This is a genomic window from Streptomyces geranii (genome assembly GCF_002954775.1).
Taxonomy (GTDB): domain Bacteria; phylum Actinomycetota; class Actinomycetes; order Streptomycetales; family Streptomycetaceae; genus Streptomyces; species Streptomyces geranii.
Genome location: NZ_PJME01000007.1, coordinates 44,715 through 64,621 on the forward strand (window position 1 = coordinate 44,715; position 19,907 = coordinate 64,621).

Below are 19,907 nucleotides of genomic sequence, written 5' to 3' on the forward strand. Positions count from 1 at the left end.
CCAACTCCCTTGCGCGGTGATGAGGTTCAGTGGGTGGTGAGCGCGGTGCGGTGGGCCGCGACGGCGCGGGCCGCCCTTACCGCCGTCACCGCGCCCGTCAGTGTCACGTTGGCGGCCATCGCCGTGGGGATCACGCCGTTGCCCGCGAGGTACAGGTTGTCGAAGCCCCACACCCTGCCGTCCGGGTCGCACACGCTGGTGCCGTCGTCGGACCTGCCCGCGCGGACCGTGCCGGTGACGTGCAGCGACGAGCCGGGCGGGAGCAGGGCCGACTCGGTCGCCGGGTCGAACGGGCCGAACTCCTCAGCGATCGACCGGACTTCGTCCAGCGCCCGGCGGAGCAGCGCCCGGTCGGTGGCCGAGTACTCGAACTCGACGCCTATGCGCGGCAGTCCGGCCAGGTCGGTGGCCGTCTCCGAGAACAGGAGGCGGTTCTCGGGGCGCGACTCGACGGGGACGTACAGCGCGAGGCCCACGTTGTGGGCGAGCGGGCGGCCGGCCTCGTCCACGTACGTGCGGTTCATGATCTGGCCGTGGAAGGGCTGTGCCGCGCCGTTCCTCGGCAGCCAGAGCGAGTCCGTGCAGAACTCGCCGACGCGGACCAGCGGCAGGGCGTCGAGCGCGATGCCGTACCGGTCGAGGTCGAGCAGCACCCGGCCGGTGACGAACGCGTGCTCGTTCAGATACCGGCCCAGGGCGTCCGGGCGGATGCCCGAGGCGAACAGGAGCTGCGGCGTGCGCAGCGCGTCCGCGCACAACACCACGGTTTCGGCGCGGAGTTCGGACTCGGTGCCGTCCGAGACCCGTCGGGTCCGTACCCCCGCCACCCGGCCGCCGTCCTCCATGACGAGCGAGGTCGCGAGCGTGCCGGTCAGCAGGGTGAACGCCGGGTCCCCGCCGCTCGCGATCGGGCGGAAGATCGTCCCGGGGGCGGTGCGCGGCAGTGCGCCCGAGGGTGTCGCCGTGACCGCCATGGGCATGGGCTGCGGGCGCCGGTCGTGCGGCGCCGTGTCGGCGTAGCGGCGGCGCAGGACGTCGAGGACCAGTTCGCCGACCTCGGTCGGGCCGATCGGCGCGGGCGTGACCGCGAGCATCCGGTGGGCGGTGGCCAGGTCCGCCGCCCAGCCCGCCGGGTCGCCGAAGTCGAACACCTCGTCCCCGGCGGGCCACGGCGTCGCGGCCGTCCAGTGCACGCCCATGCCACCCGCGTTCCACGCGAGGGCTGTCGCGGGCATCGCCTCGGCGTCCTCGCCGAAGGCCAGCGCGTGGAACATGCCCGGCATCAGCCCGTCGAGACCGTCGGCGACCTCGCGCACCACCTCGGCGCCCAGGTACATGCCCTGGATGCCGCTGGTGACCTGCTCGTTGTAACGGGCCCACAGGACCGGGTCGTCCACGTCGTGCAGATGCACACCGGGCGCCGCGCCGATCGCCTCGCCGCCGTCGACCATCGTGATGCGCAGCGCCGGATCGGACTCCCGCAACAGCCGGGATACGACGGCTCCCATGATGCCGCTGCCGACGACGAGGACATCGGTGACGAGGCCATCGGTGTGGGGGGTGTCGGTCACTGTGAAGCTCCATGTCTTGTACCGCGGTTGATGCTGAGAGGGAGGGGGTTCACGCGCTGGGCGCGAGCGGGCCGAACAGTTCGGTGTCCATCCGGTCGAGGGCCAGCTTGACGGCCCCGACGAGCGGGGCGTCGCGGCCCAGGAGCGTGGCCCGCAGCTCGACGGCCGGGTTGCGGGCGGCGCGCAGCGCGGCCTCCACCCGGGGCAGCAGCACGTCCGCCGCGTCCTCAAGGCCGCCGCCGAGCACGATGAGCGAGGGCGCGACGGTCCACGACAGTGTGGTGAGGATCGACGTGATGTGCTCCACCAGTTCGTCGACCTCACCGAGCGCGCCCGCGTCACCCGCCCGCGCCGCCTCGAACCGGCCGCGCGCGACCGCGCGTTGGGCGGGATCCGGCGAGGTGAGCCAGGCCACCGGGTGGTTCTCGACGGAGTTCGCCGGGATCGAGGCCGCCTCGACGATCTCACCGGCGGCGCCGTCGAGCCCCCGGTGCACCTCACCCCGTATGAGAATGCCCAGACCGGTACGGTTCCCCAGTACCGCCCATACGACGTTCTGGTGGTCGCCCGCCGCGCCCCGCCAACGCTCCGCGAGTGCGCCTAGGTTGGAGTCGTTGTCCGCGAACCAGGGGACCCGGAGGCGGCGTTCCAGCTCGTCCGGCAGGTGTACGCCTTCCCAGTGGGTGGTGTGCACCAGGCGCCGGATGACGCCGTCGTCGTCCACGGCGCCGCCGCTCGCGACCGCGCCGGCGCGCAGCCGGTCCGCCGATCCGCCCGCGTCGTCGAGCGCCTCCCGCACCAGCTCCGCCACGTCGTCCAGGGTCGTCCGGGGGTCCTGGTAGGCGCGCAGCGGGCGGTGCGCGCGGCCGAGGATGCGGCCCCGGACGTCGGCGACGGCGGCGGACGCGTCCGAGGTGGTGAAGTGCACGGCCGCCAACAGGGCCTGATCGGCGCGGAGTTCGTAGCGCCGGGCGGGGCGTCCCGCACAGCCGCTGGTCGGCACGCGTTCCAACTCCGCGACCCAGCCCGCCTCGACGAGCGAGTCCAGGACGCTCTCGATGGTCCGGCGTGAGAGACCGGCCCGCTCGGCGAGCGCGGTCAGCGTCATCGGCTCGGCCGACACCGCCAACGCCCGCAGGATCACCGAGGTGTTGACGCGCCGGACGGCGCTCTGATTCAGACCGTTCAGGCCGTTCAGACCGTTCGGACCGTTCATGCCCTTCGTCCCGGACATCAGCATGCCTCCACCGTCCCCGTCCCTGGCCCCGACGCCGGTCGTGCGGAAGGTGGTTCGGCGCGTACGACGGGGTCGAAGACGCCGGTCGTGTCGGCCACGAGGGGCGAGCCCGGGCGGCCGTACTCGCGCGCCGGATCGCCGGGCCCGCCGGTCGCCCGCGCCCAGCCGGGCTGCCTGCCGTGGACGAAGCCGACCAGATCCGCGTGCATGGCTGTTGCCAACTCCGCTGGTGGGTATGGCCCGAGGGCCTGCGCGCAGCCCGGTGCGTCGAGCAGGTCGAAGAAGAACGGGAGGTCGACGCAGTGCGCGGCGCCCCCGAGCGCGGGGGAGGGCCACTCGAAGGAGTACAGCCACGTACCGGCGTCGGCGGTCCGGCGCACGGCAGCCACCTCGGGACAGGCGGCGCGGAACAGGGTGTCCGTCACCCGGGTGCCCGCAGCCCGCGCGGCGGCCAGTTCGGCCGGGCTGTACGGGCTCGGGTGGGCGTTCCCCGGTGCGGCACCGCAGTCGAACTCGTCGCCCGTCGCACCGAGCAGCACAGGCACGTCGAGGCCGTGCCGGGCGAGGCCCTCGGGCAGCGGCACCGGCAGGATGTCGTCGCCGGTGACCGGGCTCAACGGGAGGATTCCGGTGCTGAGTTCGTCCCGCAGGGCGAGTACGGCGGTCTGGAGGTGCTCCACGGAACGGCCGCCGAACCCCGTACGCGTGGGCGGCACCCCCACCCGCTCCGCGAGCCGCCCGACGAAGTCGCGGGCCATGGTCGCGTCGCGCTCGAAGAAGCCGCCGGACAGGCTGACCGCCCGCTGGAACAGGCCCGTTGACACCGGCGACGAGAGCAGCGCGAGCACCGCCCCGCCCCCGGCCGACTGCCCGGCGACGGTGACCCGGCCCGGATCGCCGCCGAACGCCCCGATGTTCTCCCGGACCCAGTCGAGCGCGAGCAGCAGGTCGCGCAGCCCGAGGTTGGCGGGTGCGTCGGGGAGCGGGGCGAATCCGTCGACGCCCAGGCGGTAGCCGACGGTGACGCAGACGACGCCGTCCCGGGCGAAGGAACGGCCGTCGTACCAGGGGCTCGCCGGGCTGCCCGCGAGGAAGGCGCCGCCGTGGATCCACACCAGGACCGGGCAGGGTGCCTGATCGGTGGCGGTTCCGGGAGCCGGTGCCACGACGGAGAGGTTCAGGATGTCGTCGCCCGGTACCGACGGCTCCGGGATCGTGGTCGTCGCGAACAGCGGAACGCGCTGCGAGGTGGGCCCGTGCCTGGACGCGTCGAACGCCTCCGGGAACCGGCCGCGTCGCACCGGCGCCGCGAACCGCCGTACACCGGTGGGCTGTTGGGCGTACGGAATGCCGAGGAAGCGCTGTACGGAGCCGGTGCGCCGGCCGACGACCGTACCTGCGGGGGCGTGCACGGTGACCGGGTGTGTGGTGCTGTCGGCCATGGGGGTCACCGCATTCCCGATCCGGAGATGCCCTGCACGAAGTAGCGCTGGAGGAACAGGAAGAGGAGCAGTACCGGCAGCATCACGACGATCGCGCCCGCGAGCAGCAGGCCGTAGTCGGTGACGTGGGCGGCTGCCTGGCTGGTGGCGGCGAGGCCCACCGGGAGGGTGTAGGTGTCCATGCTCTGAGCGACGATGAGCGGCCAGATGAAGTTGTTCCAGGAGGACAGGAACGACATGATCGTGATGGTGGCGACCGCCGGGCCGGCCAGCGGCAGGAAGATCCGGAAGAAGATCCGGAACTCGCCCGCGCCGTCTATCCGGGCCGCCTCCAGCAGTTCGTCGGGGACGGACATCGCGTACTGCCGCATGATGAACACCGACAGCGGCAACGCCACGCCGGGCAGCGCGATCCCGGTCAGGGTGTCCGCGAGCCCCAGGTCCACGGTGAGGACGAACTGGGTGACGAACACCGTGCTGAACGGGACCATCATCGCCGCCATCACCGCGCCGAACGCGAGCCGCCTGCCCGCGAATTCGAGCTTGGCGAGCGCGTAACCGGCGGCCGAGGCGGCCACGATGTTGCCCGCAACCACGAGGGCCGCGACCACCACACTGTTGGCCAGGAACCGGCCGAACCCCTCGGTCCGGAACAGCCGGGCGAAGTTGTCGAGGGTCACGTGGTGCGGGAGCCAGGCGCCGGGGTCGGAGCGGATCTCGTCCAGACCGCGCAGCGAGCCGCTGGCCACCCACACGAACGGGAGCAGCGTGAGCAGTGCGCAGAGCAACAGGGCGGCGTACAGCAGCGGTTGGGACAGTGACCGGCGGGGCGCGGTGGCCACTTCGGTGGCGGCGCGGGCCTTCGCCGGTGCGGCGAGGACGGTCATGAGCGGGACCTCAGCAGTCGGAACTGGACGACGCTCACCAGCGCCACGAGCAGCAGCATCACGAAGGACGCGGCCGAGGAGACCCCGAACTCGCCCGAGCCGAACTGGCGGTAGGTGTACAGCGCCATCGACTCGGTGGAGCCCAACGGGCCGCCGTTCGTGAGGAGATACGGCTCGTCGAAGACCTGGAGGTAGAAGACGGTCAGCAGGACGGAGACCATGAGGGTGGTCGGCAGGAGGAGGGGGAGAGTGATGTGCCTCAACTGCCGTCGGCGGCCTGCCCCGTCGAGGGCGGCGGCCTCGTAGACGTCCTGCGGGATCGCCTGCAGACCGGCGAGGAACAGCACCATCGCGGTGCCGAAGTTCCGCCAGACGCCCAGCAGGATGACGACGGGCATCGCCAGGTGCTGGTCGTCCAGCCAGTTCGGCCCGGCGAACCCGACAGCGCCGAGCACTTTGTTGACGGTGCCGTCGGCGTTGAAGGCGTACTGCCAGATCAGCGCCACCGCCACGACGTTGGTGACGACCGGCGCGAAGAACACCGTACGGAACACTCCGCGCAGCCGCCGGATGCCGGAGTTGAGCGCGAGCGCCAGCGCGAAGCCGATGCCCATGGTGAGCGGTACGCCGACCACGACGAAGACGGCGGTGTTGAGGATGTCCTGCACGAAGCTGTCGTCCTGGAACAGCCGGAGGTAGTTGTCCAGGCCCGTGAAGTTCACGGCGAAGGGGTGCCGCAGGTCGGCGCCCCGGAGGTCGGTGAAGCTGAAACCGAGCGCGGCGACGGTGGGGATCGCGGTGTAGAGCAGGAACACGACGCCGAACGGGGCGAGGAACAGCCAGGCGACGGCGGTTCGCCGAGTGCCCCGCGGACTCCTTGTGCTCCGGGAGCGGCGCGTCCGGCGCGGCGCCCCCGGGCTGATCGTGGTCGTCATCGGCGGCTCACTTCGTGCCCGTGCCTGTGCCCGTGCCGAGGCTGTCGGCGTAGGCCTGGACGTTCGCGGCGGCCTTCGCGGCCGTCTCCGTACCCTTGGCCACGGCCTCCATCTCCTTGCCGAGCCGGGTCGCGACCTGCTGCCAGGTGTCGACCTGGGGGAACGCCCGGGTGTTCTTCAGCTGGGTGAGGAAGGCGTCGAGGAGCGGCTGGCCGGCGATGGCGGAGTCGTCCCAGGCGGAGATGACCGCAGGCAGTGAACTGTATGCCTTGTACTGCGCGACCTGCGTCGACGGCTTCGCCAGATACCGGACGAGCTTCCAGGACGCGTCCGCGTTGCCACTGCCCGCGAGCACGCCCCAACTGCCCCCGGCGGAGAAGGAGTTGCTGCCCGAGGCACCGGCGGGCAGCTGCGCGGTGGCGACATGGGCGGCCGTCCAGCCGTCCTTCTTCGCGGCGGCGTCGAGCTGGCCGACGACCCACGGCCCGGTGATCATCATGGCGGTCTTCCCGGACACGAAGTAAGGCTGCGCGTCGAGGAAGGTGGGCCCACCGGTGTCGGCCGTGCCCGAGGTGAAGAAGGAGGCGTTGTACTGGAAAGCGTCGACCATCGCCGGGGTGTCGAGCGTCCACTTCCCGTCGGCGGAGAGCAGCGAACCGCCCGCCTGCCAGGCGTACATCGCGACGTCCTGACCGTTGAAGATGTCCCAGCCGATGTCGGCCCCGAGACCGTGCGCGGCCCCCGCGCCCTGGAGTGCCTTGAGGAAGGGCACCGTCTCGTCCCACTTGGCGGGCGCCGAGACGCCCGCCTTCTTGGCGAGGTCGGCGCGGTAGACGAGCGCGTAGGTGTACGCGTACCAGGGCACCGTGTACGCGACGCCTCCCGTCACTCCGGCCGCCCAGAGGCTCTCGAAGAAGCTCCCCTTGTCGACGAGACCGTCCGGGACGGGCCGGAGGATCGCCGGATCGAGGAACTGCGACTGCGACTCGGGGAAGAACTGCGCCAGATCGGGCCCCTTGCCCGCGGCTATCGCCGACTGCAGCTTGGTGTAGTACTCGCCGTTCGGGATCAGGGTCACCTTCACGGTGACGTCCGGGTTCGCGGCCTTGAAGGGCTTGATGACCTTGTCGAGCACATCGGCGTCGCCCTGGGCGGCCCAGAGGGTGACGGTGCCGGTGGCCGGGGAGTCGTCCACGGGCTTGGCGGAGGCGGTAGCGGCGGCGGTGTCGTCACCGCGCCCACAGCCGGCGAGTGCGAAGGCGCCCGCGAGGGTGAGGCCGGCGGTCAGCTTGAGGGCGCCGCGTCGGGAGGGTAGGGACACTCGGGGCTCCTGTGCAGGGGGTGTGCCGGTGACTGATGGCCTGATGGCCTATGGGCTGATGAGCTGATGGCGAAAAGGTATGAGTGAGGTATTTCGGTCCGGTGGCACGGCCGTCACGAATAATTTCGGAACTTGTAGCGAAATCTATTTGGGATTATTTGGTGGTATTTGCGTGGAGTGGTGGCATGGAAATTCGGTGGCGGAACGCGGCTGGGGCTCGATACCGTCCCGCACGATGACTACCGACTCCGTTGACAGATCGGGGGTCCCGTCCGCGCAAGGTGAGTGCTGATGCTCACCGAGAACGCGCCCGGGAACACCCACCTCTCTTTTTGGCTACGCGTACGAGAGTTCGCCGTGCCGCCGTCCATGATCGAGACCGCGACCGCGCGCCGTCTGACCGGGGACTGGGCGGGCGCGTGTGCCGCCGCAGGCGTCGACATCGACCTGAACCTACGGTCAGTCGCACGCACCCACGGCCAGGAACTCGCGGCCCGACTCCGCGCCGATCTCCGCCACTTGGCACCCGACCTGCTGCGCTGGCACCTGCCGAGAATCGCCCCCGACGGATTGTTGCGCCCGGGGCTGACGATCGGCCTGGCCCGGTACGACGACACGGGTCCCGGCGCTCGACCTGTGCACCTGGTGGCCCGAACCCCGCCTGCCTGGGCGGACGCGGGTCAGCGGATCGGCCTCACGTTGTGGGACGGCGCCGGGGACGGGGACGGGGCTCACAGCTATCGATACGCGCATCCTCATCCTCATCCTCATCCCAGTCGGCGGTTCCGTTTCGATCTGCATCGGCATTTGTGGGATGCGAGTAGGGCGGGTGAGCTGGGGATTCGGGCTGGGGTGGGCGGTGGGGGCTCGGCCGAGCCCGAGGTGGATCGAGGTCTGCTGGAGGGGCTGGAGGGGCTGGAGGGGCTGGAGCCGGGGGCGGGCCTTCGCTGTGCGGTGGGGCGGTGGACGGAGGAGGCTTGGGTGCTTCTTCGGGGAGATGGGCGGGGCGTCGCCACGGGCACGGGCATTGGCGCCGGTACGGGTACGGGCGTGGGCGTGGGCGTGGGTGCGGGCGTGGGTGTCGTGGTCGTGCGGCTCGGTGCCCGGCACCGGCTGCTTCTGGAGGTGGCCGTGGGTCCCGATGGCAGGGGGCCGTCCTTGCTGCGGATCCGGAAGGCGCCCTCCGGCGGTGCCGCCTCCGACCTGCCCGTGCTGCCCGACGCGGCGACCTGGGCGCTGCCCGACCTGGAGCTGATCCGGGCCGGGGCGATCGACGTGGACCGGCTGCACCCGCTGGTCGCCTCGGCACTCGTGCCGGGCCGTCCGCCGGGGGACCCGCCCTGGAACCTGCCCCGGCACTCCACGAACCGGGCGGGTGAACCCCGGTTCGTGGAGTGCCGGGGCGCTCGGCACCGGATCGGGCTGGTCGACGGGGTGCTCGCCCCGCTGGACCACGACCCGGCCGAGATCCGCCGGGAGGAACTCCTGGCCGCACTGAGCGGCACGCCGATGCCCTGCCTCCGCGCCATCGACGAGGCCCACCGCCACCCCGACTGCCTCACCGGCGTCCGCGAACGCCTCGACCACGGCGACATCGCCGGTGCGCTGGCCGTCGTAGAAGGACTGCTGGGTCCTGAGGCGGTGCTGCGGGGCGGGGCTCTGCGCGACGAACTGGAGCGGGCGGCGGAGCGGCGGATCGCGTACGGCCTGTTCAGGGCGGGCCTGACCGGAGGAGGCCCAGGCGCAGGTCCCGCCCCTGATGCCGCCCGTGGCTCCGCCCGAAACCGCCGATAGGACCGCCGCGAACCAGCCGCGGCGCACGACCGGCCAACCAACTACGTAACTACCTACCTACCCAGCCAACCAACATTCCTGGCGACCCCAAAGGTGATCAGACATGCCCACAGACACAACCTTCACGACCCCTCAACTCGACATAGCCGCAGAGCTGCTGACCCTGCTGCGCGACACCGGCACCGAACCCCGCCCCGACATCCAACTGGAGGCCCTGACACTGGCGGTGGCCGCCGACCTGCCTGTACTCCTGTGGGGTGAACCGGGGATAGGCAAGACCGCGGCGCTGACGCAGTTGGCGGAGGCCTTGGACCTGCCGCTCACCACGGTGATCGCGAGTGTCCATGAGCCGTCCGACTTCGCCGGGCTGCCTGTCGTAGGGGACGATCCCGCGACGCACGGTGTTCCGATGGCCCCGCCGGACTGGGCGGTACGGCTGGTACGGGCCGGCCGGGGACTGCTGTTCCTCGACGAACTGTCCACCGCGCCGCCGGCGGTTCAGGCCGCGCTGCTTCGCCTGGTCCTGGAACGGCGGATCGGCGCGCTCCAACTGCCGCCCGGCGTAAGGATCGTGGCCGCCGCCAACCCCCGCTCCTCGGCGGCCGACGGCTGGGAACTGAGCCCGCCGCTCGCCAACCGCTTCGTCCACCTCCGGTGGACCCACGACCACGAGGTCGTCGTACGCGGCCTTGGCGGGACCTGGCCCCGGGCCACTTTGCCGAGGCTCGACCCCGAAAAGCTGGCGGGGGCGGTGGAGTTCGCCCGCCGGGCGGTGTGCGCGCTGCTCACCGTACGGCCCAAACTCGTGCACCAGTTGCCCAGCAACGAGACGCGCCGGGGCGGTGCCTGGCCGTCGCCCAGGAGTTGGGACATGACCCTGAGCCTGATCGCCTTCGCGACCGCCGCGGGCTCCTCCCGGGAGGTGCTGTCGCTGCTGGTCAGGGGAGCGGTCGGGGACGGCCCGGGGCTCGAACTCCTGGCGAGCCTGGCCCACTTGGACCTCCCGGACCCGGAGTCCCTGCTGGCCGACCCGACGAACGCGGACCTGCCCGAACGCGGGGACCTGCGCCAGGCGGTACTGGACGGAGTGGTGGCGGCGGTCCGAGCACGCCCGGACAAGCCCCGCTGGGACGCGGCATGGACCGTACTGGTCCAGGCCCTGGAAACCGGTCCACCGGACCTGGTGGTCGTCCCGGCAACCACACTCGCCTCCCTGAGACAGGACGACTGGGACGTCCCGGCACAGATCGAACGACTGGCGGGGGTGGTGATCCTCTCCCGGAGGGCGGACCGGGCGGCGGATCGCGTTGCGGGGCGGTCGGGAGGCGCGGGCATGAGCGGGGCGGAGGGGGGCCGATGAACGGGCGTGGGCGTGGGCAGGGGGCGGGAGCAAGGGCAGGTTTCGGCCCCAGCATGGGCTCCGGCTCCGGCTCCGGCTCAGGCCTGGGCTCCGGCTCCAGCCTGGGCTCCGGCTCCAGCCTGGGCTCCGGCTCCGGCTCCAGCCTGGGATCGGGTTCAGCCCCAACTCCCGTGCCAGCCCCAGCCCCAGCCCCCGTCCCAGCCCCGCCACTTCCGCCACCACCTCCACCAAGCCCAACCACCCTGGACCTGGCCAAACTCCTCGCCGCCCGGCTGCAAGCCGTCCGGGCTCGCCCCTACCTCGCCACCGCCCTGTTCGCCCTGCACCCCGTCGAGTCGTCGCACGTTCCGACGATGGCCGTCGATCGGTACTGGCGGTGCTACGTCTCGCCGGTGTTCGTGGATCGGACCCCGGTCGAGGAACTGGCCGGGGTGTGGGTGCATGAGGTGTCCCACCTGCTGCGTGATCATCATGGGCGCAGTGATCGGTACGCGCGGGAGCATGGGCTGACCGGGCCTGGAGAGCGGCTTCGGATGAATATCGCCGCCGACTTCGAGATCAACGACGATGTGTTCGGCGACGGGCTCCTGCGGCCCGAAGGTGCCCTGCAGCCAGGGCAGTCGGGGCTGCCGTCGGGGCTTCTCATGGAGGAGTACCTGGGACGGTTCCGGCTCGGGGCCAACACGATGGGGCTGTCCTGGCTGGACTGCGGCAGCGGTGCCGACGGGCTCGGGCGGGAATGGGATCTGGGGGCGGGCGGGGCGCACGGTCTCAGTGAGCAGGAGCGGGACGCGGTCCGGTTCCGGGTCGCGCAGGGCATCAACGGCCGGCCGGGCGACGCCCCACGAGGGTGGCGGCGCTGGGCGGAGGAGGCGTTCCATCCGCCGCAGCCGTGGCGGGAGTTGCTCGGCGCGGCGGTTCGCTCGGCGGCCTCCGGCGGTGGCGCGGGCGAGGACTACTCGTACGGTCGCCCCTCGCGCCGCTCCGCCGGACTGCCCGGCATCGTGCTGCCCAGCCTGCGGCGCAGACCGCCCCGGGTCTCCGTGGTCATCGACACCTCCGGATCGGTCAGCGACACCGAACTGGGCAGCGCCCTCCTGGAGGTCACGGCGATCTCCCGCGCCCTGGGCGGTCGACGGGACCTCGTCACCGTACTGCCCTGCGACGCTTCCGCCCGGATCGTGCACCCGCTCTGCCGGGCCGAGGGCATTCCCCTCATGGGCGGCGGCGGTACGGACCTGCGTACCGGGTTCGCCACGGCCCTGCGGTCCACCCCGCGCCCCGACGTTGTCGTGGTCCTGACCGACGGCCAGACCCCCTGGCCGGAGACCCGGCCACCGTGCCGCACGGTGGTGGGCCTGTTCCCCCGGGAGCCGTCCGCCCGGTCCTGGGGCGAGAGCGAGGGCGACGACGAGTACGTCCCCGACTCGCCGCCCGACTGGGCCCGAGTGGTCACCATCGGTACCTAGAGGTGCGCCCAGCCGCTGTCACCGCTGTCACCGGTGCCTCCGCTGCATCCCGTACCTCCGCGACCTCCGCGACCTCCGAGACCTCCGTGTCCTCCGCCTCAACAACACTGCGAGGATGGGCCGATGAGCACCCCTTCCTCACTTCTGTCGGCCTTTCGGCCCAAAGTCCAAGAGCGTCTCTACGACTTCTACGACGAACTCCGGACCGCCGACGACCTCTTCTGGGACCGTCGCACGGGTGCCTGGATCGCGACCGGGCACGCCGTGGTCAGCAGCGCCGCCAACGCGCCGGGGCTGTCCTCGGTGCGTTATCCCGACATCGAGGCCGTTCCGGAGGAACTCCGGCCGCTGGCCCGGGTGTTGAGCCGACAGATGCTCTACAACGACGCCCCCGACCACCCCCGGCTGCGGGCCCTGATCGGCAAGGCGTTCACCGCGCGTGCGGTCGCGGCGCTGCGCGCCCGGATCGTCGACGCCGTCGACCGGATCTTCGCCGACGCGGTGCCCACCGGACGTATGGACATCGTCGCCGACCTCGCCGAACCCCTCCCGCTCACCATCATCTGCGACCTCCTCGACGTCCCGGAGAAGGACCGCCCCGCCGTCGCCGCCTGGTCCGAGCCGGTCGCCGAGGCCATCGGCAACTCCCGGCTCGACGCCGACCGCAGCCGGGCCGCCTCGCGGAGCATGGACGAGATGCTCGCGTACCTCCGTGAACTCCTCACCCGGCACGACGACACCCCGCCGGCCCCGCACACCCTGCGCGCGATGGTCACCGCCCAAGCCGGCGACACCGACCAGGACCTCGACGAACTCCTCGCCAACTGCGCCCTGTTGCTCATCGCGGGCCACGAGACCACCACCCACTTCATCGGCAACGCCACCCTCGCCCTGCTCCACCACCCGGCCGCCGCCGACCAACTCCGCGCCAGGCCCGAGCTGTTGCCCGCCGCCGTCGAGGAACTCCTGCGCTACGACGCCCCGGTACAGCTCATGCTGCGCCGCGCCCGGCACGACCTGGACCTCGCGGGCCGCGCCGTCGGGGAAGGGCAGACGGTGCTCCTCGTATGCGGCGCCGCCAACCGTGACCCGGCCGTCTTCCCCGACCCCCACGCCCTGGACTTCGAACGTCCCGTCTCCGGCGGCCGGCACCTGTCCTTCGGACACGGCCCCCACTTCTGCCTCGGCGCGGCCCTCGCCCGTATGGAGGGCGAGATCGTCCTGGAGGCCCTCCTCAACCGCCTCCCCGGCCTGCGCCTCGACGGCGACACACCTCCGCGCTGGCAGCGGAGCCTCAACTTCCGCGGCCTCACCCGCCTGGACGTCGCCTTCACCCCGGCCCCGCACCCTGGCGGTACGCGGGGCGAGGGCGCCTGACGGAACCGGCACACGATCAGTTTTCGCGCACAAGTGACGCCTAGCGTGGGCCGCCCGCGGGCCCCTCAGCCCCTCGGCACGCTGCCACGAAGCCACGCAGTCACCCAGCTACGCAGTCACGCAGTCACGCGAAGGAGTCCCCCAGATGCGGATAGGTCTCGCCGTACCCCAGTACGGCACGTTCGCCACACCCGAAGCGATCGTCGAGGTCGCCCGCGGCGCGGATAGCCTCGGCTTCGACAGCCTCTGGGCCGCGGACCGCATCCTCGCACCGCACGAACCCAGCGACCCCTACCCCGGCGGCGACGGCACGATGCCGGAGGAGTACCGCACCTTCCTCGATCCGCTCACCGTCCTGACCCTGGCCGCCGCCGTCACGACCCGCGTACGGCTCGGCACCAGCACCCTCAACGCCCTTTGGCACGCACCAGTGTTGCTCGCCCGCACCCTCACCTCCCTCGACGTCGTCAGCCACGGCCGGCTGGACGTCGGCCTCGGCCTCGGCTGGCTGCGGGACGAGTACCGGGCGGCCGGCGTGCCGTGGGAGCGGCGCGGGGCCCGGCTGGAGGAGTGGCTCGACGCGGCGGAGACCATCTGGGCCGGCGAGACCGTGCGGCACGACGGCGAACGCTGGACGATCCCACCGTCGGTCATCAGGCCCAAGCCCGTGCAGCGCCCCCGCCCGCCCGTCCTGCTCGGCGGCTTCTCGCCCAGCACCCTCGAACGCGTCGGCCGCCGCGCGGACGGCTGGCTCGCGGCGGGACTGCCCCTGCCCGCGCTGGCGGCGATGTGGAACACCGTCCGGATCGCCGCGGAGGCGGCCGGCCGGGACGCGGACGCGCTGCGCATGGTCCTGCGCGTCAACCCCCGGCTGACCCAGGACAAGACCCCGCCGGAACTCGTCCCGAACGCGGGCACGATCGACCAGGTCGCCGACTACCTCCTGGCCACAGCCGACGCGGGTGCGGGCGAGGTACTGATCGACCTCCAGCAGACCACGACCACGACGGACGAACTCCTCACCATCGCCGAGAAGTTGGTCAAACGCCTGCGCGCGTGACCCGCGCCCGTCACCCCTCAGCCCGTGGGCGCGGTGACGCCCGTGAGCCCGGCGATCCACCCGAGCACCAGCGCGTTGAACTCCTCCGGACGTTCCTGGAAGAGCCAGTGGCCGACCCCGTCGACCACCACGGACTCGCTGTACGGGTGCGGGCTCACGGACCCGTCCCAGTTCCCGTCGATGCCCTTGATCTTCAGGGAGTCGGCGGCCGAGACAGTCAGCACCGGGCAGGCGCGACGGCTCAGGAACTCCTCCACGCCCGGCCGCACGACCAGGTCGGTGGCGCCCTCGTTCAGGCCGAGGAAGACCGCGTGTACCGTCTCCGGGTCCATGCCGAGTATCCGCCGCCGGTGCCAGACGGGCAGCGCGGCGGCCCAGGGCCCGGTGTCGGGTCCCTCGATCCCACCGAGCAGAGCGGTGGCGAAGCCGACCGGGTCGTCCGTACGGAAACGGGCGGCCGTCGCCGCGATGGGCGCCGCCTCGAAGCCGTACGGCGGATCGACCGCGACCAACGCCCGTACCAGAGACGGGAATTCGACAGCGAGGACCGACCCGGCGATCGCGCCCAGGGAGTGCCCCACCACCACGACCGGCCCGGCATCGACGGCGTCGATCAGCTCCGCGAGATCCGCCGCGAAGTCCCGCGGGTGGTATCCGAGGGCGGAAGCCGGTTCCGGGCCCGAGGAGCGGCCGTGGCCGCGCAGGTCCGTCGTGAGCACCCGGTGGTGGGCGGTGAACGCGGCGACCTGGGCCGACCAGTCGTGCGAGTCGCAGGTCGCGCCGTGCAGGAACAGGACCGTCTCGCCGGTGGTGTGGCCGTCGGGACCCTCGTCGGTGTGGAAGAGGCGGTTGCCGTTGATCACCGTGTACGTCACTTCGTGCGCTCCTCGGAAGTAGGTCCGCGGAGCGTAGGCAGGCAGGAATGGACCAAGTGTGCCTGCGTTGTGACCGCACCGTTCACTGCGCCCTTCACCGCATCGCTCACCGGGCGAGTTCCCCGATCTTGACGCGGATCTCGGCCGCCCACACGGGGTCGACGTCGGCCAGTCCGCGCAGGGCGGTGCGCCAGTTGTCGAGCGCGATCTCGTGGTCGCCGGCCGCGTGGTGGGCGTCGCCGAGCCGGTCCGTCGCGCAGGCCTCGTGGTAGAGGTCGCCGACCTCGCGAAACAGGACGACGGCCCGCTGGACACACACCACCGCCCGCCGGTGCTCGCCGAGTTGGCGGTGCACATGGCCGAGGGTGTCCCAGGTGTGGCCCTCGGCGATCGGGAAGTCGAGTTCCTGGAACAGGGCGAGCGCCTGATGGGCATGGGTGAGCGCGCTCCGGCAGTCGCCGAGGCTCGCCTCGCCCCAGGCCAGCGAGACGAGGACGTAGGCCTGTCCCTTGCGGTGGCCCGCCGTCCGGAACACGTCGAGGGCGGGGGCGACTTCGGCCAGGGCCTCCGCCAACCGGCCCTGGCGGGTGAGCAGATAGCAGGTGCTCAGCCGGGACTCGGCCCGGCCCAGGGCGTCCCCGCACTTCTCGAACATCAGGTGCGACGACCGGAGATGGTCCTCCGACTCCTCGAAGAGACGCAGCATGAGAGTGGTCCGGCCGAGCCCGTGATGGGCGTGCCCGAGCGCGGAGGCGTCCCCGAGCCGCTGGGCGGCCTCCAGGGCCGTGCGCTGCAGGACCAGGTTGTCGTGCAGATGGCCGAACCGTTCGTGGAAGCGCTCGACTGCCCAGACCAACTGCCAGACATGGGTGTCGAAACCCCCGTCGACGGCCTGCTGGATCACCCCGAGCAGCACCGTCCGTTCCGCGCGCAGCCAGTCCAGGGCCGCCGCGTCGTCGCCGAACCGCTGTGGCAGGGCGGACGGTTCGGCCGTCGCGACGGGAGTGACGACGGACGGCGGCGGGTCGAAGAGCAGCGCCGCCGCGTGGGCGGTGTGCAGATAGTGGTCGAGCATCCGGCGTACGGCCGCCCCGCGCTCCGCCTCGCTCTCGTCCGCGACGACGAGCCCGCCCGCGTACGCGCGCAGCAGGTCGTGACTGCTGTGGCGGCCCGGCGTGTGCTCCAAGAGGAGGTGGGCGCCGGTGAGTTCGGTGAGCAGGGCCCGGGTGCGGGCCACGGACAGACCCGCGAGGGCCGCCGCCGCGGGCACGGTGACATCGGGCCCGGGATGCAGCGCCAGCAGCCGGAAGAGCCGTGCCGCGTCCGGTCCGAGAGTGTCGTACGACCACGAGAGCACCGCCTGTACGTCCACTGCCGCCTCCGGGTCGCGGAACGCGGCGAGGCCACCGTGCGCGTCCCGGAGCTGTGCGGCGAGCGCGGCCAGCGGGAACCCGGGATACGAGGCTGCGCGGGCGGCGACGACGGCCAGGGCCAGCGGCAGCCGCGCGGTCAGCTCGACGATCTCGTCGACTGCCGCGGGCTCGGCGGCCACCCGCTCGGCGCCGAGCCGCAGTGCCAGCGACGCGCGGGCCTCCGCCGGGGTCAGGACGTCCAGGGTGAGGGGGTGGGCGCCGTGCGTGGTGGTCAGGGCGGTGAGCCGGTTGCGGCTGGTGACGACCACCAGGCAGCCGGGGGAGGCGGGGAGAAGGTGCCGGACCTGACCGGCGTCCCGTGCGTTGTCCAGGAGCACCAGCACCCGCCGGTCCGCCAACAGGCTGCGGTACAGGGCCGCTTGGGCGTCGAGGCCGGCGGGTATGCGCTGCGGCGGTGCGCCGAGGGCGTCCAGGAATCCGCGGAGGGCCTCCTGCGGCGGCAGGGGCGGTGCGGCGGGGTCGAAGCCGCGCAGGTTCACGTACAACTGCCCGTCCGGGAAACGGTCGGCGACCTGATGGGCCAGGTGCACGGCGAGCGTGGTCTTGCCGACCCCGGCCGTTCCGCCGATGGCGCTGATCACGACGGTGGCCGCCGCCCGCACTTCACTGCCACCGTTCCCGCTGCCACCACGACCGGTGCCGTTGCTGTCGATCAGGGCGAGCAGCTGGTCCAGTTCGGCCCGGCGGCCCGCGAAGACGGGCAGGGCGGCGGGGAGTTGGGCGGGCGCGAGGACACCGGTACGGCCGGCTTCCCCGGCACTCGTCTCCCGTACCGCACCCGTCTCCTCGCGTACCGCACCCGACTCCCGTACCGTGCGCGTCGTTTCACCACCCAGGGCCGCATCCGCCGTCAACTGCCGCCGGGCGGCCCTCAGTTCGGCCCCCGGTTCGACACCGAGTTCGTCGGCGAGCCGGGCGGCCGTCGAGCGGTACACCTCCCGAGCCTCGGCCCGGCGCCCCGCAGCGGCCAGGGCGAGGACGAGGCGGGCCTGGAGCCCCTCGTCGAAGGGGTAGCGCGCCGCGCAGTCGGACAGCACCGGCAGCACCTGCCCCGCCGCACCGCAGCCGAGCCCCGTGTCCACGGCCTCCCGCACCGTGGCGGCGTACTCCAGATCGAGCCCGGCGAACACCGGGTGCGCGGGAGCCTGCGCCGGGCATCCGGCGGCCGGGCCGTGCCACAGCGCGAGTGCCTCGGCGAACACCTCGACGGCCCGCTCAGGCTGCCCGGAGCCGCACAAGTCCCTTGCTGCGGAGACGAGTTCGCGAAAGCGCAGCAGGTCCACCGAGCCGTCGGCCACCTTCAGCCGGTAGCCGTCGGCGCCGCGCACCAGCCAGCTGCCCTCCGCACGGGCGGGCAGCTCGGGCTCCAACAGCCGCCGCAGCTCGCCGACATGGCGGTGCACCATGTTCGCGGCACGGGCGGGCGGGTCCTGCGCCCACAGCGCGTCGACGATGTCCGCCAACGGAACCGGGGCCCCGGCCCGGGCCAGCAACAGCGCGAGCAGGGTACGGCGCAGTGGCGGCCCCGGCTCCACCTCGACCTCGTCCCGCCAGACCCTTACCGCCCCAAGTACCGCGAATCGCAACGCCATCGGCGCCATCCGCCCCTCCGCCTTCGCCCGCACCCCCGAACCCCCGAACGGGTCCCGATGCTAGGCGCCAGCGGGGCCCGCTCGAACATGGAAGGACAATTCGGGCGTGGCGTAGTGGAGAGGCAGACGAGAGCGGACGAGGACGAAGAGGACAAGGAAAGAGAGAGCGGCGCTGCTCCAGCCCGGCCAAGCCCGGCCCGGCTCGGCCCGGCCCGGCCCAGTCCAGTCCGGTCCGCCCTACGCTCCGGAGACCACCTCGTCGATGACCTCCAGCGCGTCGTACCGGCCGAACTCCTCGCGCAGTTCGGCGGCGCGCGTACGGTGTCCCGGTTCCGCCAGGACGGTGTGTACGGCGTTGCGGATCGCCTCGGGCGACGGCGTCCCGGTGCGCAGGTCGATACCGGCGCCGCTCCACGCGACCCGCGCCGCGACCTCCGGCTTGTCCTCGCCCGCGCCGCCCACGACGAGCGGAACGCCGTGCCGCAGGGCGGTGTGCACGCCCCCGTACCCGCCGTTGGTGACCAACACGGAGGCGTGCGGCAGGAGTTCGTCATGGGAGACGTAGCCGCCGACGCGTACGTTCGACGGTACGGAGCCCAGTGCGGCGGGGCCGTCCGGGCGGCCCGTCACCGCCACGACCAGGACGTCCTCGTCGGCGAGCGCATCGATGGCGGGCCGGACCAGCTGGGTGAGGTCGTCGTTGGCGAACGAGCCCTGGGTGACCACGACGACCGGCCGGGTCTCCCGCTCCAGCTCCGCCCACCAGTCGGGCAGCGCCGCCGGCTGCTGCGGGGCGCCGGGCAGCGGTCCGGCGAACCGGAAGGTGGCCGGGGCGTCGCCGCGCGGGTACTCGAAGCCGGGGACGGTGAGCTGGAGGTAGTGGTCCGGCACGGTCACCATCGAGTCGAGGAAGAAACCGGGGAGTTCGGCGCCGCTCTCCCCGAAGTTCTCCTCCAGATGCCGCTGCGTGTCCGCGAACAGCTCCCGGACCTTCGCGTTCATCGCCCGGTGCTGGACCCGCGCCTGCTCCCCGGTCACCGGCGCCATCGCCAGACCGAGCGGCGGCGCGTCCTCACTGAGCAGCGTCGGCAGGGTGATCCCCACGCCGACCAGGGCCGGGCGCCGCTCGCGCGGGGCGGACAGCGCGAGGGCGGTGGCCCCGAAGAAGAGGGGTTCGCTGATGACGACGGACGCGGGGAAACGGGCCAACCGCGCGCTGAGCGCACGGTGCTGGGCCGCGGTCGGGTCGCCGAAGATGTACTTCATGTCGTACTCCAGCTGCGCCGGCCCCGCCGGTATCGCCGAACGCTCCGGGAAGTAGACGTCGAGCTTCCGGTCGTCGAAGTCCGCGGCCGACGGCAACGCCACATGACGGGCCCCCGCGTCCCGCACGGCACCGGCGAACCGCGACCCGGTCAGCACCTCGACCTCGTGCCCGCGCCGCACCAACTCGGCGACGATGGTGAGCAGGGGCTGCACATGACCGTGGAACGGCGTTGCGGCGGCGATGACTTGGGCCATGGAGGACTCCTGCGAGTGCGAGCGGGGTCGGCG

Annotated in this window: 14 protein-coding genes; 5 read left to right on the top strand and 9 right to left on the bottom strand. The window is 72.4% G+C overall.

What is annotated here, in order from left to right; all coding sequences use genetic code 11:
* Positions 1-26: 26 nt before the first annotated feature.
* From CW359_RS12525 to CW359_RS12550, 6 genes are read right to left on the bottom strand one after another with little or no spacing between them, the layout of a single operon-like run.
* Complete coding sequence (locus CW359_RS12525) at positions 27-1,571, bottom strand: GMC oxidoreductase (protein WP_198655192.1); 1,545 nt, start codon at positions 1,569-1,571, stop codon at positions 27-29.
* 49 nt (positions 1,572-1,620) lie between these two features.
* Positions 1,621-2,805: an ROK family protein gene (locus CW359_RS12530; protein WP_232838364.1), complete on the bottom strand. Its 1,185-nt coding sequence runs from the start codon at positions 2,803-2,805 to the stop codon at positions 1,621-1,623.
* Positions 2,805-4,250, bottom strand: coding sequence for a carboxylesterase family protein (locus CW359_RS12535; protein WP_105969975.1), 1,446 nt, complete (start codon positions 4,248-4,250; stop codon positions 2,805-2,807). The genes CW359_RS12530 and CW359_RS12535 overlap by 1 nt, the downstream gene beginning before the upstream one ends.
* Positions 4,251-4,255: 5 nt before the next feature.
* Complete coding sequence (locus CW359_RS12540) at positions 4,256-5,137, bottom strand: carbohydrate ABC transporter permease (RefSeq protein WP_232838365.1); 882 nt, start codon at positions 5,135-5,137, stop codon at positions 4,256-4,258.
* Positions 5,134-6,072 (bottom strand): carbohydrate ABC transporter permease, encoded by a 939-nt coding sequence (locus tag CW359_RS12545; RefSeq protein WP_105969976.1) that lies wholly within the window; start codon positions 6,070-6,072, stop codon positions 5,134-5,136. The genes CW359_RS12540 and CW359_RS12545 overlap by 4 nt, the downstream gene beginning before the upstream one ends.
* A gap of 7 nt (positions 6,073-6,079) precedes the next feature.
* The gene (locus CW359_RS12550; protein WP_105969977.1) at positions 6,080-7,393 is read right to left on the bottom strand and encodes an extracellular solute-binding protein; all 1,314 of its coding nucleotides are present in this window, start codon (positions 7,391-7,393) and stop codon (positions 6,080-6,082) included.
* Positions 7,394-7,684: 291 nt separating this feature from the next.
* On the opposite strand from CW359_RS12550, the gene CW359_RS12555 reads away from it, so the two are divergent.
* The 5 genes from CW359_RS12555 (at position 7,685) to CW359_RS12575 (ending at position 14,453) form a co-directional block, all read left to right on the top strand.
* The gene (locus CW359_RS12555; RefSeq protein WP_105969978.1) at positions 7,685-9,187 is read left to right on the top strand and encodes a hypothetical protein; all 1,503 of its coding nucleotides are present in this window, start codon (positions 7,685-7,687) and stop codon (positions 9,185-9,187) included.
* A 103-nt stretch (positions 9,188-9,290) separates the two neighbouring features.
* Positions 9,291-10,547 (top strand): AAA family ATPase, encoded by a 1,257-nt coding sequence (locus CW359_RS12560; protein ID WP_105969979.1) that lies wholly within the window; start codon positions 9,291-9,293, stop codon positions 10,545-10,547.
* Between the two features lie 53 nt (positions 10,548-10,600).
* A complete protein-coding gene (locus CW359_RS12565) occupies positions 10,601-12,016 on the top strand; it encodes a vWA domain-containing protein (RefSeq protein ID WP_198655193.1) in 1,416 nt (471 codons plus the stop codon).
* 123 nt (positions 12,017-12,139) lie between these two features.
* Entirely contained in the window at positions 12,140-13,393 is a 1,254-nt protein-coding gene (locus CW359_RS12570) for a cytochrome P450 (protein WP_105969980.1), read from the top strand.
* Between the two features lie 145 nt (positions 13,394-13,538).
* Complete coding sequence (locus tag CW359_RS12575; RefSeq protein WP_105969981.1) at positions 13,539-14,453, top strand: TIGR03619 family F420-dependent LLM class oxidoreductase; 915 nt, start codon at positions 13,539-13,541, stop codon at positions 14,451-14,453.
* 17 nt (positions 14,454-14,470) lie between these two features.
* Here CW359_RS12575 and CW359_RS12580 read toward each other — a convergent pair whose 3' ends face one another.
* From CW359_RS12580 to CW359_RS12590, 3 genes are all read right to left on the bottom strand, one after another.
* Complete coding sequence (locus tag CW359_RS12580) at positions 14,471-15,328, bottom strand: alpha/beta fold hydrolase (RefSeq protein WP_157968528.1); 858 nt, start codon at positions 15,326-15,328, stop codon at positions 14,471-14,473.
* Positions 15,329-15,434: 106 nt separating this feature from the next.
* The gene (locus CW359_RS12585; RefSeq protein WP_198655194.1) at positions 15,435-18,353 is read right to left on the bottom strand and encodes an AfsR/SARP family transcriptional regulator; all 2,919 of its coding nucleotides are present in this window, start codon (positions 18,351-18,353) and stop codon (positions 15,435-15,437) included.
* 237 nt (positions 18,354-18,590) lie between these two features.
* Positions 18,591-19,874 (bottom strand): glycosyltransferase, encoded by a 1,284-nt coding sequence (locus CW359_RS12590; protein WP_105969984.1) that lies wholly within the window; start codon positions 19,872-19,874, stop codon positions 18,591-18,593.
* Between the last annotated feature and the right edge of the window lie 33 nt (positions 19,875-19,907).

What these genes read in the sequence shown, in the direction of transcription:
- CW359_RS12540 (WP_232838365.1), bottom strand. Translation starts at nt 5,137, where the DNA reads ATGACCGTCCTCGCCGCACCGGCGAAGGCCCGCGCCGCCACCGAAGTG.
- CW359_RS12545 (WP_105969976.1), bottom strand. Translation starts at nt 6,072, where the DNA reads ATGACGACCACGATCAGCCCGGGGGCGCCGCGCCGGACGCGCCGCTCC.
- CW359_RS12575 (WP_105969981.1), top strand. Translation starts at nt 13,539, where the DNA reads ATGCGGATAGGTCTCGCCGTACCCCAGTACGGCACGTTCGCCACACCC.
- CW359_RS12570 (WP_105969980.1), top strand. Translation starts at nt 12,140, where the DNA reads ATGAGCACCCCTTCCTCACTTCTGTCGGCCTTTCGGCCCAAAGTCCAA.
- CW359_RS12555 (WP_105969978.1), top strand. Translation starts at nt 7,685, where the DNA reads ATGCTCACCGAGAACGCGCCCGGGAACACCCACCTCTCTTTTTGGCTA.
- CW359_RS12585 (WP_198655194.1), bottom strand. Translation starts at nt 18,353, where the DNA reads ATGGCGTTGCGATTCGCGGTACTTGGGGCGGTAAGGGTCTGGCGGGAC.
- CW359_RS12530 (WP_232838364.1), bottom strand. Translation starts at nt 2,805, where the DNA reads ATGTCCGGGACGAAGGGCATGAACGGTCCGAACGGTCTGAACGGCCTG.
- CW359_RS12590 (WP_105969984.1), bottom strand. Translation starts at nt 19,874, where the DNA reads ATGGCCCAAGTCATCGCCGCCGCAACGCCGTTCCACGGTCATGTGCAG.
- CW359_RS12535 (WP_105969975.1), bottom strand. Translation starts at nt 4,250, where the DNA reads ATGGCCGACAGCACCACACACCCGGTCACCGTGCACGCCCCCGCAGGT.
- CW359_RS12565 (WP_198655193.1), top strand. Translation starts at nt 10,601, where the DNA reads ATGGGCTCCGGCTCCGGCTCCGGCTCAGGCCTGGGCTCCGGCTCCAGC.
- CW359_RS12560 (WP_105969979.1), top strand. Translation starts at nt 9,291, where the DNA reads ATGCCCACAGACACAACCTTCACGACCCCTCAACTCGACATAGCCGCA.